Source organism: Gordonia sp. LMA484 (assembly GCF_058129505.1).
This window is the reverse complement of the sequence record NZ_CM176700.1, coordinates 4,038,060-4,053,721: the sequence shown is the minus strand read 5'-3', so window position 1 is coordinate 4,053,721 and position 15,662 is coordinate 4,038,060. Positions and strand designations below refer to the sequence as shown.

The 15,662-nt window shown below is 67.1% G+C and carries 11 protein-coding genes and 2 pseudogenes; 10 read left to right on the top strand and 3 right to left on the bottom strand.

Annotated features, from left to right (window positions below; translation table 11 throughout):
• Positions 1-42 precede the first annotated feature (42 nt).
• From AC4AMJ_RS17905 to AC4AMJ_RS17895, 3 genes are all read left to right on the top strand, one after another.
• The gene (locus AC4AMJ_RS17905) at positions 43-1,233 is read left to right on the top strand and encodes a PucR family transcriptional regulator (protein ID WP_489913675.1); all 1,191 of its coding nucleotides are present in this window, start codon (positions 43-45) and stop codon (positions 1,231-1,233) included.
• A 1,087-nt stretch (positions 1,234-2,320) separates the two neighbouring features.
• Complete coding sequence (locus tag AC4AMJ_RS17900) at positions 2,321-3,832, top strand: long-chain-fatty-acid--CoA ligase (protein WP_489913673.1); 1,512 nt, start codon at positions 2,321-2,323, stop codon at positions 3,830-3,832.
• A 91-nt stretch (positions 3,833-3,923) separates the two neighbouring features.
• Entirely contained in the window at positions 3,924-4,970 is a 1,047-nt protein-coding gene (locus tag AC4AMJ_RS17895; protein ID WP_489918461.1) for a hypothetical protein, read from the top strand.
• A 33-nt stretch (positions 4,971-5,003) separates the two neighbouring features.
• Here the strand turns inward: AC4AMJ_RS17895 and AC4AMJ_RS17890 are convergent, their stop codons facing one another.
• Positions 5,004-5,933 carry a cytochrome c oxidase assembly protein gene (locus AC4AMJ_RS17890; protein WP_489899686.1) on the bottom strand — a complete coding sequence of 310 codons (930 nt, stop codon included), beginning with the start codon at positions 5,931-5,933 and terminating at the stop codon, positions 5,004-5,006.
• A gap of 193 nt (positions 5,934-6,126) precedes the next feature.
• Here AC4AMJ_RS17890 and AC4AMJ_RS17885 point away from each other — a divergent pair, with 193 nt between their 5' ends.
• The 6 genes and pseudogenes from AC4AMJ_RS17885 (at position 6,127) to AC4AMJ_RS17860 (ending at position 11,910) form a co-directional block, all read left to right on the top strand.
• Positions 6,127-6,729 carry an NUDIX hydrolase gene (locus AC4AMJ_RS17885; protein WP_489899687.1) on the top strand — a complete coding sequence of 201 codons (603 nt, stop codon included), beginning with the start codon at positions 6,127-6,129 and terminating at the stop codon, positions 6,727-6,729.
• Between the two features lie 103 nt (positions 6,730-6,832).
• Complete coding sequence (locus AC4AMJ_RS17880; protein ID WP_489913671.1) at positions 6,833-7,633, top strand: enoyl-CoA hydratase/isomerase family protein; 801 nt, start codon at positions 6,833-6,835, stop codon at positions 7,631-7,633.
• Positions 7,630-8,388 carry an SDR family oxidoreductase gene (locus AC4AMJ_RS17875; protein WP_489899689.1) on the top strand — a complete coding sequence of 253 codons (759 nt, stop codon included), beginning with the start codon at positions 7,630-7,632 and terminating at the stop codon, positions 8,386-8,388. The genes AC4AMJ_RS17880 and AC4AMJ_RS17875 overlap by 4 nt, the downstream gene beginning before the upstream one ends.
• 127 nt (positions 8,389-8,515) lie before the next feature.
• Entirely contained in the window at positions 8,516-9,064 is a 549-nt protein-coding gene (locus AC4AMJ_RS17870) for a YceI family protein (protein ID WP_489899690.1), read from the top strand.
• A 162-nt stretch (positions 9,065-9,226) separates the two neighbouring features.
• On the top strand, positions 9,227-10,930 hold the full coding sequence (locus AC4AMJ_RS17865; RefSeq protein WP_489899691.1) for an adenylate/guanylate cyclase domain-containing protein: 1,704 nt from the start codon (positions 9,227-9,229) through the stop codon (positions 10,928-10,930).
• Between the two features lie 105 nt (positions 10,931-11,035).
• Positions 11,036-11,910, top strand: a pseudogene (locus AC4AMJ_RS17860) (oxidoreductase).
• Between the two features lie 21 nt (positions 11,911-11,931).
• Here AC4AMJ_RS17860 and AC4AMJ_RS17855 read toward each other — a convergent pair.
• The gene (locus AC4AMJ_RS17855) at positions 11,932-12,492 is read right to left on the bottom strand and encodes a hypothetical protein (RefSeq protein ID WP_489913669.1); all 561 of its coding nucleotides are present in this window, start codon (positions 12,490-12,492) and stop codon (positions 11,932-11,934) included.
• A gap of 99 nt (positions 12,493-12,591) precedes the next feature.
• Positions 12,592-13,220, bottom strand: a pseudogene (locus AC4AMJ_RS17850) (alpha-ketoglutarate-dependent dioxygenase AlkB).
• Positions 13,221-13,418: 198 nt separating this feature from the next.
• Here AC4AMJ_RS17850 and AC4AMJ_RS17845 point away from each other — a divergent pair.
• A complete protein-coding gene (locus tag AC4AMJ_RS17845; RefSeq protein ID WP_489913667.1) occupies positions 13,419-15,656 on the top strand; it encodes an MMPL family transporter in 2,238 nt (745 codons plus the stop codon).
• Positions 15,657-15,662 lie beyond the last annotated feature (6 nt).

The following is a 15,662-nucleotide window of genomic DNA, read 5'->3' as shown; positions in this document are numbered from 1 at the left end:
CGGATATGGCGTGGCTCACCCTTCATCGTTACGATGTGGGCTGTGGCCGTATCAACGGGCAGCTCGCGCGCAGCTGCACTCGCCGCCGACGTGCTCGACGACCTGTCGGAGCTGACCGACACCCTGGTGGAGCGGCTCGAGGCCGCCGAGCAAACGTACCTCGATGCGCAACTTCTCACCCTCGAGCAACTCCGCAGCGCCTGCACCGAGAACCTCAGTTCGATCCTCACGGTCCTCGCCGGGCAGGGGCGGGTGCGCGTCGACGTCGCCCGCGCGACCGGGCGTCTCAAAGCCGAGCAGGCAATCCCTCTCGCAGCCGTCCTTCGTGCTTACCGGCTTGGTGGGCAACTGATCTGGGAACAGATGCTGCGCCGGGCGCAGGAGGTGTCGCCGGAGGAATTGCTCGACATTCCCGCGCATCTCTGGGAGGCGATCGACACCTACTCCGATGCCGCGGTCGATGGCTATCGCGAGGCCGAGATCCTGCGCACTCATGCCGACGCCGAGGCGCGAGCACTGCTCGTGCGGACGGTGTTCGACGACCACTCCGACAACCCCACCGCGATCATCGATGCGATGCGCGCTCTGGGTCTGCCCGAACGCGCATGCTTCGCGGTGGTCTGCGCGGAGGGCGCGGAGCCTCGTCCGGCCATCGCCGGCGACACCGCCACCCGGCTGCAGAACAAGGGCATCACCTCGGTCTGGGACACCCAGCCCGACCGTTACCTCGGACTGATCTGCGGCCGGTCCGACGCCGACGTCGACATCGCGGTCGGCGAGGTGGGCTCGGTGTTCGAGCGCCGCGTCGGGGTCAGCCGGGCGTTCGCGGTCCCCGCCGACATCGCCGGTGCCGTCGACGAGGCACGTCTTTCGCGACGGTGTGCGCCCGCCGACGTCGCCACCCTGATCCGATACGAAAACCTTTCGCTCGCACTGCTACTCGTCCGTGTCCCGGATGCCGCCCGCGAGGTTGCGAGCCGCACCCTGGGAGCCTTGCTGGAGTTGCCCGACGGCGAACGCGACGAGATGTTGGCAACGCTGGAAGCCTGGTTCGAATGCGACGGGTCGACCGCCGCCACCGCGGATCGGCTGCATTATCACCGCAACACGGTGCTCTACCGGCTTCGCAAGATCGGTGATCTGACCGGCCGCTCCGTCGACAAACCGATCGATGCCGCCGAACTCTACGTGGCGCTGCGGGCGATCCGATTGCTCGGTCATTCAAGGACCTGACCAAGCGTCCCATTCGGTCCCCGAGGAGCGAGCGTGCCCTCCGGGCCCCTGAGGAGCGAGCGTGCCCTCCCGGGTCCCTGAGGAGCGAGCGTGCGAGCGTGTCCTCCCGGTCCCTGAGGAGCGAGCGTGCGAGCGTGCCCTTCCGGTCCCTGAGGAGCGAGCTTGCGAGCGTGTCCTCCCGGTCCCTGAGGAGCGAGCGTGCGAGCGTCACGAAGGGCGGCCCTTCGTGACGGCCCTTCGCTAGCGCTTCGGGCCTCCTCAGGGAGCGGGGGTTGGGCGGGCTTGCGGGCGTGCCCGTTTCGGTCCCTGAGGAGCGGGCTTGTCCACCCGGTCCCTGAGGAGCGAGCGTGCGAGCGTGCCCTTCCGGTCCCTGAGGAGCGAGCTTGCGAGCGTGCCCTTCCGGTCCCTGAGGAGCGAGCGTGCGAGCGTGCCCTTCCGGTCCCTGAGGAGCGGGCTTGCGAGCGTCACGAAGGGCGGCCCTTCGTGACGGCCCTTCGCTAGCGCTTCGGGCCTCCTCAGGGAGCGGGGGTTGGGCGGGCTTGCGGGCGTGCCCGTTTCGGTCCCTGAGGAGCGAGCTTGTCCACCCGGTCCTGAGGAGCGAGCGTGCGAGCGTGGCCGTTTCGGTCCCTGAGGAGCGAGCGTGCGAGCGTCACGAAGGGCGGCCCTTCGTGACGCATCCTCGCAGGCTCGGAGGCTCCTCAGGGATCGGGTGGTGGGCGCAGCGTTTCGGGCCTTCTCGGGTCGGGGTTGGGCGCAGCGTTTCGGGCCTTCTCGGGGTCGGGGGTTGGGCGCGGCGTTTCGGGCCTTCTCGGGGTCGGGGGTTGGGCGCGGCGTTTCGGGCCTCCTCGGGTCGGGTGGTGCGCGCGGCGTTTCGGGTTCTCTCGAGGATCGGGTGGCTGGGCTTTCTCTACCGGTGTGCGAGCCTCGGCACCGGACCGGGGGAGCGAGCCTGCGTCCGTTCCGCACCCTCGCTGTGCACAGGCACAAGTGTCTGCCGGACTGTGTTGTCACCGCGACCATCGACACCGAACGTGATTGACGCAACACTTGAATCATCCACGAAATCGAGGCCCGGGAGACTGAGCAGATGACCAACCTTTCCATGAATCTCGTTGCCACGGCACGCGATCACGGTGACACCGTCGCGCTGAAGTGCGGCGAGTTCGCGTTGACCTACACCGAGTTCGACGCCGCCGCAGCCCGCGTGGCGACGCTGCTCGAGCGGGAAGGGATCGGCCCTGGCGATCGGGTCGGGATCATGCTGGGCAACACACCGGCGTTCGCATTGGCGTTCTACGGGATCTTGCGTCGTGGCGCGATCGCGGTACCGATGAATCCATTGCTGAAGGCCCGCGAGATCGAGTTCTACCTGACCAACACCGGGGCCTCCGCCTTGTTCGCCACACCCCTGTTCGCCGACGAGGCGCGCCCGGCAGCCGAGACAGCGGGGAGCCGGTTGTGGCTGGTCGACGACGCCGGACTGGCGGAGCTGATCGCCGACCTGCCGGCGCAGCCCGGCCCCGTCGAGCGGACCGACGACGACACGGCGGTCATCTTGCACACGTCCGGCACCACCGGCAAGCCCAAGGGCGCCGAACTCACCCACGGCGGCCTCGCCCGCAACGGTGAGGTGACCGCGCGGACCCTGCTGGGCATCGAGTTCGGCGACGTCGTCATGGGATGCCTGCCGCTGTTCCACGTGTTCGGACTCACCTGCGGGATGAACACCTCGGTGCTGGTCGGTGCGACACTCACGCTGATCCCGCGTTTCGATCCGCGCACAGCGGTCGAGGTGATCGAGCGCGACAAGGTCACCGTGTTCCTGGGTGTCCCGACGATGTATGCGGCAATGTTGGGTGTGGCGCAGGAGTTCCCGACGTCGGCGACCGCGACCCTGCGCACCTGCGCGTCCGGTGGTGCCTCGCTGCCGGTGCGGGTGCTGAGCGACTTCGAGAAGACCTTCGGATGCATGATCCTCGAGGGTTACGGCCTGTCGGAGACCTCACCGGTCGCCTCGTTCAACCACCCCAACCGTGAGCGCAAGCCCGGTTCGATCGGTACCCCGATCGAGGGCGTGCGCATGCGCGTCGTCGACGCCGCCGGCAAGGAGGTCGCCACCGGTGAGCCCGGCGAGATCCAGATCGCCGGACACAACATCATGAAGGGCTACTGGAACCTTCCGGACGCCACCGCGGCAGCGATCGACGAGCAGGGGTGGTTCTCCTCCGGAGACATCGGGAAGGTGGACTCCGACGGCTACTTCTTCATCGTCGACCGCAAGAAGGACCTGATCATCCGTGGCGGATACAACGTCTACCCACGCGAGATCGAGGAGGTGCTCTACGAGCATCCCGCGGTCGCCGAGGCCGCCGTCGTCGGTATCGCCCACGAGTCCCTCGGGGAGGAGATCGGCGCCGCGGTCGCACTGAAGCCCGGCGCCTTCGCCGACCCCGCCGAGCTCGTGGAGTTCGTCAAGGAGCGCGTCGCCGCCTACAAGTACCCGCGTCACATCTGGATCCTCGCCGAGCTGCCCAAGGGCGCCACCGGCAAGATCCTGCGCCGCGAGATCACCGTGCCGGAGGTCCAGAACATCCGGTGATACGGCCGGATCGACCGAATCCGGTGGGGCGGCGAGGAAGTCTGACCATACTGCGAGAATGACCGAATCGCGACGCCCACCGGCCAGCGCGGTGGTGATCCGGAGTATCTACGGGACCTCGGCCGTCGAGTGGTTCCTGATCTTCGCCATCGGCACCATTCTCGTCACGCGCCTGTATCTGGAGGTGACCGGCTACCCCCAGGTCGGTGGCGGCACCCTGCATATCGCGCACGCGCTGTGGGGCGGTGCGCTCATGATGCTCGCCCTGATCATCGGCTGGCTGTTCCTCGGTGCGGCCACCCGGATCACGGCGATCATCATGGGCGGCATCGGGTTCGGGTTGTTCCTCGACGAGGTGGGGAAGTTCGTCACCAAGGACAACGACTACTTCTACGGTCCATCGGCCGAGATCATGTACGTCCTCGTGGTGCTTGTCCTGGTGATCAGCCGGATCGTCCGGGACGTCAAGCGGCCGACAGTGGCCGAGGCGATGGCGAATGCGGCCACCATCGCCGCCGATGGGATCTCGCACGGCCTACCGGCGCGTCGCCGACGACAAGCGCTCGAGTTTCTTCAGTCGGCCGCCGAACAGGATGCCGACCCTGAGCTGATCGCCCACATCCGGGGACTGCTCGATGCCGGCCGGGACAGTCCGGACCGCCTCATGCGGCTGCGCGATCACGCGACCGCGTTGATCCCGGGCTTCTTCCGCAGCCCCCGCTGGGTCACGGTGGTCGGCTGGCTGCTGGTGGCGAGCTCGGCGTTGACCCTCATCGTCGGCGGGCTCGCCTGGTACTTCAACAATCGCGACCTGGGCGATGACGTCGACGTGTACTTCGAGATCAGCCGCAGCACCCCGGCCAGCTGGATTCTGTTCATCAGCGGCATCGTGACGCTCGCGCTGTCGCTGCCGGCGATGATCGCGCGGCGACGCACCGCGAGCCTCTGGCCGATGCGCTCGCTCCGGTTGGCGGCGCTGGTGTTCACCCTGACCAACGCGCTCGTCGACTTCGCGCTCGAAGGCTTCGGCGCATTGTTCAACCTCGCCGTCGGACTCTTCGCGCTCGCCGTGATGACCTACCACCTCGGTGAGCAGGTGGCCGCGCGCGGCCCGGCGCGTGAGCGACTCGGAGTCTGAGGATTCTCGTTCGCGCGTGAGCGGCCGTCGCGGTCAGCGGAACCGGTCCCGCAGGTTCGGGTCGTCGTGCCACCACAGGGTGGGTGCAGGCTCATGATCGTCGACGACCGGCCGGTCGACCGAGGGCACATCGAGCTCCGCGTCGATCTGCGCCTCATGCTCATGTTCATCGGACCGGAACCGTGCGAACAAGGTCATCAGGAACGGCAGCCCGACGGCGTCGCCGAGGATCCAGAACACGCCCGCGCCGATCGTCTGGTCGGTGCGCAGCGACGGACCCCAGGTGCGATCCAGTGCGGCGTAGTGGCTCGCGGCGATCAGCGAACCCTGCCACAGGATCACGCCGAGCACGCCGTCGCCGATCGATTCGCCGAGCGTGATCAACAGGGACAGACCCTGGGGTTGTCGCCGCGGCACCGGGTCGAGTTGCAGACGCGCGTAGAAGTAGACGACGCCGACGACGACCAGGAGAATCCGTGTCCCGACATCGACGACACCGTTGTCCAACAGCGCCGGGTACCAACCGGTCAGGTAGATGAGCCACGGCGTCATGAGGAGAGCGGCCGACGTGGTCGCCGGTGACAGGCCGACCCGCGCGGCACGTGACCGCAGCGCGGCATCGACCCGGGCCCGGCCCCGCGGCCCGAGCGCGTCGCGGGCGACTGTCAGCGGCATGCCGAGTGCGAGACCAAACGGTGTGACCATCAAGACCAGCACGAACTGCAGAGCCCGCACCCAGAACAAGGTGTCGCTGTAGACACCGATGAAGCTGCACGCGCTCACCAACCAGACTCCGCACCCGAGGGCGCCGAAGAGGACTGCTCGCCGAGCGGGCACCGACGAGCGTCGCCAGGCGAGTCCGTACGCCACCGCCACGACGAGGATGATCGTCACCGTCGGCGCGTCGACACGCCACGCGGTGAACGCGGTGCCGAGTGTCAGCGGGGCCTGGGCTGCGGTCACGGCGACCAGTATGCGCCGCCACGTCCGAGGATGCGCAGGCCCGCCAGGGATGTCGCTTATGTGTGAAATCTATACGGACAAAAGCGAATTGAGCAGGATCGCATCCCAAACCGAGCCGAGCGGCGACGTTCGGCCGAGGTTGCTGCGGTACCGGGCACATCGCGGGGCCGGATTCGCATGATCAACTGAGAGTGTGAACACTCTCGACCGCGCCACCGTGAGCGCCCGCATCTCCGGTTTCCGACGGCGGGCCGCCGACGTCCCCGACGCCCGGTTGGCGGCAGTCGCGATCACGATCGCCGAACGGGACGGACGTCAGGGGATCTGGCTGACCAAGCGCCCGGCGACGATGCGTCGACACGCGGCGCAGTACGCGCTGCCCGGTGGTCGGCTCGATCCCGGGGAGGACCAGCAGACCGCCGCGCTTCGCGAACTCCACGAGGAGATCGGCATCGACCTGCCCGCCGACAGTGTCATCGGCACGCTCGACGACTACGCGACCCGATCCGGTTTCGTGATGACACCCGTCGTCTGCTGGGCCGACGAGACCCATGTCCCCGATCCCAACCCCGATGAGGTCGCGCAACTGTTCTTTGTGACCTTCGATGAGCTGATGGTGGAACCGCGGTTCCTCACGATCCCGGAATCCGACCGTCCGGTGATCCAGCTCCCGATCGTCGGAGCGCTCGTCCATGCGCCCACAGCCGCGGTCATCTACCAATTCGCCGAGGTCGTCCTGCGCGATCGGCACACCCGTGTGGACGGGTTCGAGCAACCGGTGTTCGCCTGGCGCTAGTGACACCAGGCGTGACCCACCCCACTCGGACGCGACATCACAGCGGTGGTACCAACAAGGTCATGACTCTGAGCATCGGACGCTTCGCGAAGGAAAGGCAGTGATGGGCACCGTCACCGTCGAGCGGCGCGGCGAGATCGCGATCGTGACCCTGGATCGGCGAGACGCGATGAACACGCTCACCGTCGATCTGGTGCGCGACCTCACCGAGGTGCTGGACGCGATCGACGCCGACGACGAGTGCCGTGTGGTGATCCTGACCGGCGCCGGACGGGCCTTCTGCGCCGGTCTGGATCTTCGTGGCTATGGTGACGACGAATCCGTCGAGGGGCGTGGCGTGATGGTGTCGGCGTTCTCGCGGCAGCAGGACATCGCCGGCCTGGCCCAACGGATTCACGGGCTGCGCCAGCCGGTGATCGCCGCGGTCAACGGCGCTGCCGCGGGCGGTGGTCTGGCGCTGGTGTGCGCCAGCGACATCCGGATCGGGTCCACCAGCAGCGTGTACGCGGTCGGTTTCATCCGGGCGGGCTTCTCCGCCTGCGACATCGGCGTGTCGTGGCTGCTGCCGCGACTGGTCGGGACCGGCCGCGCGCACGAGTTGATGCTGACCGGACGCCGGTTCACCGCAGCGGAGGCGCAGCGCTACGGGCTTCTCGTCGACGTCGTCGAACCGCCGGAGCTGCTGGACACCGCAATCGCCACGGCAGAGTCGATCCTCGCGAATCCTCCGCTCTCGGTGGAGCTGACCAAGGTCGGTATGTGGGCCGCGGTCGAGTCGAACTCCTTCGCCGCGACGGTGGAGTTCGAGAACCGTCAGCAGATGATCACCGCCATGACCGACGATCGGAGCGAGGCAACCGCCGCGTTCCTGGAGAAACGACGACCGGAGTATCGACGACGATGACGACCGACCTGTTCGATGTGAAAGGCAAGACCGCGCTCGTCACGGGCGGCACCAGCGGAATCGGCGCCATGATCGCGCACGGACTGCATGAGCGCGGGGCGCGGGTGCTGATCGCCGGCCGCAAGGAGGCAGCGCTGGCGGAGGCCCGTGCGGCCGGCCTCACCGCGTTCCAGGCGAACCTCTCGACGCCGGACGCCTGCCGGGAACTGGCGGCGCAGGTCGCCGGCGAGGTCGATCGGCTCGACATCCTGGTCAACAACGCCGGGGCCACCTGGGGTGCGCCGCTGGAGGAATTCCCCGATTCGGCCTGGGACCGGACGCTCGACCTCAACGTGAAGGCGCCTTTCGCACTGACCCAGGCGCTGCTGCCGTCGCTGACCCGAGGGGCCACCGACGACGATCCGTCCCGCGTGATCATGATCGGCAGTATCGACGGGATCCGGGTCCCGCGGACGGACTCGTACTCGTACTCGGCGAGCAAGGCGGCCGTCCACCAGGTCACGAGGCATCTCGCACGCGACCTCGGGCCGAGACATGTCACCGTGAACGCCATCGCGCCGGGGCCGTTCGAGTCCCGGATGATGGCTCCCATCCTCGCCGACCTTCGCGAGGAGATCGAGGCGACTTCTCCGCTCGGACGGATCGGGCGGGCCGACGACGTGGTCGGCGCCGTCGTGTTCCTGTCCAGCCGAGCGGGCAGCTACCTCACCGGCGCCGTGATCCCCGTCGACGGAGGCATCTCGACCACCCGCTGAGCGCGCCGGAAAAAAGTTTCCCCTCCCGGGAATGGAATCGGACCATGGTCCGTTTAAAGTGGTGTTGGGTCGCGAGGGCCCACGGACCAGTACCTACGAACAAACACGTTCACCTGGAGGAATCACCATGACCACAGCCGTATCCGCCCCCATCGCCACCGGCACCTGGACCATCGACCCGGCCCACTCCGCGGTTGCCTTCTCCGTGAAGCACCTCATGGTCAGCAAGGTGCGTGGCAACTTCGAGACCTTCTCCGGCACCATCACCGTCGCCGAGGACGGAACCCCGTCGGTGCAGGCCGAGATCGATGTCACCTCGATCACCACCGGCAACGCGCAGCGCGACGGGCACATCAAGTCCGCCGACTTCTTCGACGCCGAGAAGTTCCCGACGGCGACCTTCGTGTCCACCGGCGTTGCACCCAAGGGCGACGACTACGTGTTGACCGGTGACTTCACCCTGAAGGGTGTCACCAAGTCGGTCGAGCTCGAGCTGGAATTCAACGGTGTGAACCCGGGCATGGGCCACGGCCCGGTCGCCGGTTTCGAGGCCAAGACCGTGCTGAACCGCAAGGACTTCGGCATCGACATCGAGATGCCCCTCGAGGGCGGCGGCGTCGTCGTCGGCGACAAGGTCACCATCACCCTCGAGATCGAAGCCGGTCAGCCTGCCTGACCCCACCGACTCCGGTCGCCTGCGGCCGGTCATCAGAGCCGACTCCACGGTCAATCCCCTCGACCGTGGAGTCGGCTTTTGTCGTGGCCGCCCGCCGCCGGTACCTCTCACCCATGCGCGATGGGTAACGTGAGGTACCTATCGGGGTAGGAGGTGGCCGGCATGTCGCGACCGCTCGGTGGCGCCGCATTTCACCGGGCGTGGCCGCACATCCACGGTGAAGCCCTGCCCCGATTCGTCTGGGGCCCGCACCGGTCGACGGACGTCCGCGAACTCGGCGAGCTGCCCCGGACCCAACGGTCGAAGATGTCGCGGCGGGCGACGGCGGCCGCCGCGATCGCCCTGGTCGGGACGAACTGCGCCATCGGCATCGAGACGTTTCTACTGGTACAACTCGCCTACAGCGGCAGCCAACTCACCTTCGACGAAACCGTCGGCGCCCCCAATTTCCCGGCCGTGCTGACCGGCATCATCGTCGGCACCATCACCAACGTCGTGTTCGGTGTCCTGCTCATCAAGCCGCAACTGGAGTGGTTCGTCAGCGGCGTGCCCGCCGACCACGAACGCCGCGCCGCCATCCAGCACATTCCCCGTAATCAGGTCATCGCGACCATCACCGCCTGGGCGACCGCGGTGGGTTCCTACGCCTTGGTCGCCGACGATCCGCGGTCGACGCGAACGGCCGGTGTCGCCGTGGCCTTTCTGCTCGCGGCGATGTCGAGTTCGTGCATCACCTACCTGTTCGCCGAGCGGGCCGCCCGCCCGCTGGCGGTCGTCGCCTTCCGCGATTTCCCGGCGCGACACGTCGTCCACGGTGTCCGGACCAGGATGATCGCGGTCTGGCTGGTGAGCTCGGCTGTCCCGATGATCGGTCTGCTCATGCTCAACGTCGGGCGATGGCTGGACATGATCCCGCCGGTCACCGGCCGGGTCGATTGGACGATCGTCATCCTCGGCATCGTCGCGCTGGTTGCGGGCATCCGGGTGATCACCCTCGTCGGCCGGTCCATCGCCGATCCTCTCGGCGATCTGCACGATGCGGTGGACCGGGTGGACCAGTCGGACTACGCCGCCCGGGTGCCGGTGTACGACTCGTCGGAGTTGGGAGTACTCCAACACGGGTTCAACACGATGGTGGCCGGACTGCAGGAGCGCGAGCGGATGCGCGAACTGTTCGCTCGCCACGTCGGCGACACCGTTGCCGCACAGGCACTCGAACACGGCACCGGCATGCGGGGCGTCAACGCGACGGTCGGGGTCCTCTTCGTCGACATCATCGACTCCACCGGAATCGCCGCCCGACAGGACCCGCAGGCCACAGCGGACCTGCTCAACGACTTCTTCACCATCGTCGCCGAGGTGGTCGACGACCACCGTGGCTTCGTCAACAAGTTCGAAGGGGATTCCGCGCTCGCGATCTTCGGCGCGCCCGTGGAACTCGACAATCCCGCCACATCGGTGCTCGCAGCCGCACGGGAGTTGTCGTCGCGTCTGTCGGCGGAACTCGACATCGGTTGGGGGATGGGCATCTCGTTCGGCACCGTCTTCGCCGGCAACATCGGTGCGGAAACGCGCTACGAGTACACGGTGATCGGCGACGCGGTGAACGAGAGCGCACGGCTGTCCGATCTGGCCAAGCAGTCGGGCACGGTGGTGATGGCCAGTGGCGCGGCGCTCGCGGCGACCGTGGAAACCGAGGCGGCCGAATGGGTGCCGGTGGGGACGCGACTGCTTCGGGGTCGCCACACGCCGACCGAGGTCTTTGCGCCGCGCTCGATGGTCGCTCGACGCGTGCCAGGGATCTCGATGGGCGCTATGGTCGCCGGTCTGCTGCGTCCGGCGAGGCGTATGACAGGCCAATCGTGACGTGTCGTTGACTCCAGTAGTGGCAGGCCATAGCGTCGCTGTCGGGAGCGATCACTCGAAGACACGTCTGTCGGCCGCGGGTGAAACGAACAGGGGAGAGCGCAGATGAGCAACTGGACGACGTCGGACATCCCGGATCAGACCGGACGGCGAATCGTGATCACCGGGGCCAACAGCGGTCTGGGGGCAGAGACCGCGAAGGCGTTGGGGAAGGCGGGCGCGTCGGTTGTCCTCGCGTGCCGCAACGTGGCCAAGGCGCAGCCGGTCGCGACCGAGATCGGTCCGAAGCGACTGTCGCGCAATTGGATCTGGCCGACCTCGAATCGGTCCGGGCGTTCGCGGGCAATTTCGACCGCGCCGACGTGCTGATCAACAACGCCGGTGTCATGGCGATCCCGTTGCGGCGCACCGCGCAGGGATTCGAGATGCAGATCGGCACAAATCATCTCGGCCATTTCGCGCTCACCGCGCTGCTGCTGCCGAAGATCGCCGAGCGGATCGTCACGGTGTCGTCGTCGATGCATCAGATCGGCCGGATCGACCTCGGCGACCTGAACTGGGAGAAGCGGAAGTACCGCCGCTGGCGCGCGTACGGCGATGCCAAGATGGCCAATCTGATGTTCGGTAAGGAACTGGCCGAGCGGCTCGCGGCCGCGGGCTCGACGGTGTCCTCGATGATCGTCCATCCGGGCTACGCCGCGACCGAACTGCAGGGACGCTCGGAGTCTTTCGAAGACGTCTTCATGAAGTTCGCGAACAAGGTGTTCGCGCAGTCGGCCGCCGACGGCGCTCTCCCGACGCTGTACGCGGCCACCTCACCCGATGCGGCGAACGGGGTCTTCTACGGCCCGACGGAGATGTTCGGTGCCCATGGATCGCCGGGGATCTCGAGCTACCACAAGCGGGCCGACGACAAAGCGGTTCGTGAAGGGTTGTGGACGGTGTCGGAGAAGTTGACCGACACCACCTACACGTTCTGATCGGCTACCGGGCCGGTTCGGCTACTGGACGTCGAACGTGATGGAGTTCGACGCTCCCGAGATCGTGTCGGTGACGCTGATCGAGTAGGAGCCCGGGGTCCGCAGCATGAACGACTTCACCGAGGTGCAGTCCTCGGTCTTGGTCAGCTGGGCCTTCTTCGGGATCTTCGGCCCGGACAGCCGGATGTCCATCTTGCATTCGTTTCCGTCGACGACGGGTCCGGCGTCGATGGTTGAGTTGTAACGCACGCCGATCTGCGAGTTCTTGGGATAGACCCCAGGGCTGATCGCGGTCGCCTTGGGCGCGTACACCCAGACGTTGATCGACTTGACGCCGTTGGGCGCATCGTCGCGGCCCAGTTTGCCGTAGTGCTTCGGCTTGTTGTCCGACGAGCCCAGTGCTGAACTGCCGGCGTTGAGCAGGTCTGAACTCCCCGAACCGGAGCTGCCGGAATCGGCACTCCCGCTACTTCCGAAGAGGCTGTCGAGCGGTCCTGCGGCGGCGGGTGAGGCGACACCGGCGCCGACGGCGGCGACTGCTGCGGTGGCCATCAGGGCGGCGGCAACGGACTTACGGAACATGACTCTCACTTCGGCGCCGGGGACGTGGGCAACGCCCCCGATTCAACCATGCCGGGTGAGTTTGCCTCGGTCGGGTGCCGTCCCGGTGGGGGGCCGCCGTCACCACACTCCGGGCGGGCGGAACTGGATGCTGATCCGCGGGCCGACTCCGGCGACCTTCGGCACCGCGTGCTCCCAGGTTCGTTGGCAGCTGCCGCCCATCACGAGGAGGTCGCCGGGCCCGACGACGAATCGCAGCGCCGCGCCACCGCCACGCGGCCGCAGCATCAACGGGCGCGGTGACCCCAGCGAGACGATCGCGACCATCGTGTCCTCATTCGACCCGCGGCCGATCCGATCACCGTGCCAGGCGACGCTGTCGGAGCCGTCGCGATACAGGCACAGGCCGGCGGTCGCGAATCCTTCCGGCAGCTCGGTGCGGTAGCGGCGGCTGAGGCTGTCCCGCGCAGCGACGAGCAGTGGATCGGGAAACTCGTCCGCCGTGTGGTAGGTCGCCACGAGCCGAGGGACGTCGACGACGCGGTCGTACATCCGGCGCCGCTCCGCCCGCCATGCCGCGCCCGTGTGCAGCCGGTCGAACAGCTGGTCGGAGCCGGCGATCCACCCCGGGCGGACGTCGACCCACGCCCGTCGGTCAGCGGCCGTCGGATGGTGGCGTCGAGGTCGCGCAGCTCGATCGCCGAGTCGGCCGGCTGGTCGAACAGCGACCCCTGGATGCCCGTACTCATGACGACCAGGATACCCATTCTCGCGAACACATGTTCGATGTTCTTCGTCGCCGTCGCGGCCCCCGGAGTTCTTCGCCACAACCGGCCGGTCGGAAGTGGCACTCCGTCGGAATAGTTGTTATCCAGTAACAAGTGGTAGTCACTAACACTTTCTGTTGTTGCGTCGTCTGACTCGACACCGAACCCGAAGGGGAGGCCATGGCGTCGTTCTTGTTCCGGGTCGGAAGGTTCTCCTTCCGGCACAAGTGGTGGGTGATCGCGACGTGGCTGCTGGCTGCCGTCGCCATCGCCGGTCTCGTCGGGGCGCTCAACCCCAAGTTCGCGAAGGACTTCAGCCTCCCCGGCACGGACTCGGGTACGGCGACCTCACAGATCCAGGACTACTTCCCCCAGGTCATGGAGCAGCAGAAGCAGGCCTCGACCAGTGTTCTGGTCGCTGCCGATGACGGTCTCGCGGCAGACAAACCGCAGATCGATGCGCTGGTCGCCGACCTGCATGCGCTGCCCGAGCTCACCGATCCCGCCACGGTGGTCAATCCGCTCACGGTGGCCGCCGCCAAACCCGAGCTGGCCGCGTCGGTGATCGGCGACGAGGGCAAGGTCGGCCTCATCCAGATCCGGCAGAACATCGACATCATGGATCTGACCGTCGATCAGAAACAGCAGTTGCAGGACCTGCTCGCCGACCATCGCGGTGGCGGACTCCAGGTGGAGGCGACAGGCTCACTCATGCAGGTCCAGGAGGCCGGCGGCAAGGCCGAGTTGATCGGCTTCGCGGTCGCATTCGTGGTGATGATCGTCGCGTTCGGCGCGCTGGTGGCCGCCTTCATCCCGCTCGTGACCGGACTTCTCGGCGTGATGATCACGATCATGCTGCTGACACTCTCCGCCGAGTTCCTGAGCATCAACGAGACCGCCACCGGCATCGTCACGATGCTGGGGATCGCGGTGTCGATCGACTACGCGCTGTTCATCGTGTCGCGGTATCGCAGTGAGACCAAACGTGGGGGCAGTCGGGCAGACGCGGCCGGCCGGGCGGTCGGTACGGCCGGTTCGGCAGTGGTCTTCGCCGGGCTCACGGTGATCATCGCCGTCGTGGCCCTGATGGTCATCGGCATCCCTCTGATCACCCAGATGGGCATGGGTGCGGCGGTTGCCGTCGCGGTCGCCGTGCTCGCGGCATTGACCCTCATCCCCGCCCTGCTCGGGGCGGTCGGGCGGTTCGCCTTCAGCCCGCGCATCCCGTGGATCAAGCACGCCGAGGAATCCGACACCGCCGACACCGTCGGTGTGAAGTTCGGGCGCACCGTGGTCAAGCGGCCGGTGCCGTTCATCGTGGCCGGACTCGCGGTGCTGGTGTTGGCCGCCATCCCGATGTCGAAGCTCGAGCTGGGCATGTCGCTGGCCACCGATGACGAGGCACAGGCGCAGACCCTGCTGCAGCGCGGCTTCGGCGAGGGCATCAACGGACCGCTGCTCGTGGTGCTGCACACCGAGAACGGGGACGTCTCGGCGGCTGCGCAGCAGGCCGTCGATCACATCGCCGGTCTCGACGACGTCGCCAACGCCAATTCGCTGACCTGGGTCGGCAATGGAGCGCAGCAGCCGCAGGTGGGCGCGAACACCGCCCTGATCTCGGTCACCCCACGGAGCGCACCGTCGGATACGGCGACGCATGACCTCATGGAGCAGATCCGTTCCTATGCACCGACGGCCGAGGCCGCGGGTGTGGAACTACACGTCGGTGGGCAGACGGCGATCATGTCGGATCTGTCGTCCAAGCTCGACAAGGCACTGATCCCGTATCTGGTGGTCGTCGTCGGCCTCGCATTCCTGATCATGATCGGCGTGTTCCGATCGATCTGGGTGCCGCTGATCGGCACCTTGGGCTTCATCTTCTCGGTGCTCGCGACGTTCGGTGTCACGGTGGCGATCTTCCAGGAGGGCGCACTCGGGCTGATCGACAACACCCAGCCCATCCTGTCGTTCCTGCCGATCTTCCTGATCGGCGTCGTGTTCGGTCTCGCGATGGATTATCAGGTGTTCCTCGTGACCCGTATGCGGGAGGAATACATCCACGGGATGTCGGCGAAGGATGCGATCATCGCCGGTTACCGGCATGGTGCCCGCGTGGTGACCTCTGCCGCGATCATCATGATCAGTGTGTTCGCCGCGTTCATGCTCGCGCCGGACACGACCTCGAAGATGATCGGATTCGCCCTGGCGGTCGCGGTCGCGTTCGACGCCTTCATCATCCGGATGATGGTGGTGCCCGGGATCATCGCTTTGCTGGGTGACCGCGCCTGGGGTCTGCCGAAGTGGTTGGATCGACTCGTGCTGGACTTCGACATCGAGGGGGGCGCAGTCCGTGACCGCGGATTGGAGCCCACCGAGGGTGGGTCGGGGTCGCGAGAACCGGTCGCGTCGGCGACCTGATCCGAG

Excerpts from the sequence above, each read along its gene's own strand:
- AC4AMJ_RS17900 (WP_489913673.1), top strand. The coding sequence starts at position 2,321 with ATGACCAACCTTTCCATGAATCTCGTTGCCACGGCACGCGATCACGGT.
- AC4AMJ_RS17880 (WP_489913671.1), top strand. The coding sequence starts at position 6,833 with ATGGGCACCGTCACCGTCGAGCGGCGCGGCGAGATCGCGATCGTGACC.
- AC4AMJ_RS17875 (WP_489899689.1), top strand. The coding sequence starts at position 7,630 with ATGACGACCGACCTGTTCGATGTGAAAGGCAAGACCGCGCTCGTCACG.
- AC4AMJ_RS17870 (WP_489899690.1), top strand. The coding sequence starts at position 8,516 with ATGACCACAGCCGTATCCGCCCCCATCGCCACCGGCACCTGGACCATC.
- AC4AMJ_RS17865 (WP_489899691.1), top strand. The coding sequence starts at position 9,227 with ATGTCGCGACCGCTCGGTGGCGCCGCATTTCACCGGGCGTGGCCGCAC.
- AC4AMJ_RS17855 (WP_489913669.1), bottom strand. The coding sequence starts at position 12,492 with ATGTTCCGTAAGTCCGTTGCCGCCGCCCTGATGGCCACCGCAGCAGTC.
- AC4AMJ_RS17845 (WP_489913667.1), top strand. The coding sequence starts at position 13,419 with ATGGCGTCGTTCTTGTTCCGGGTCGGAAGGTTCTCCTTCCGGCACAAG.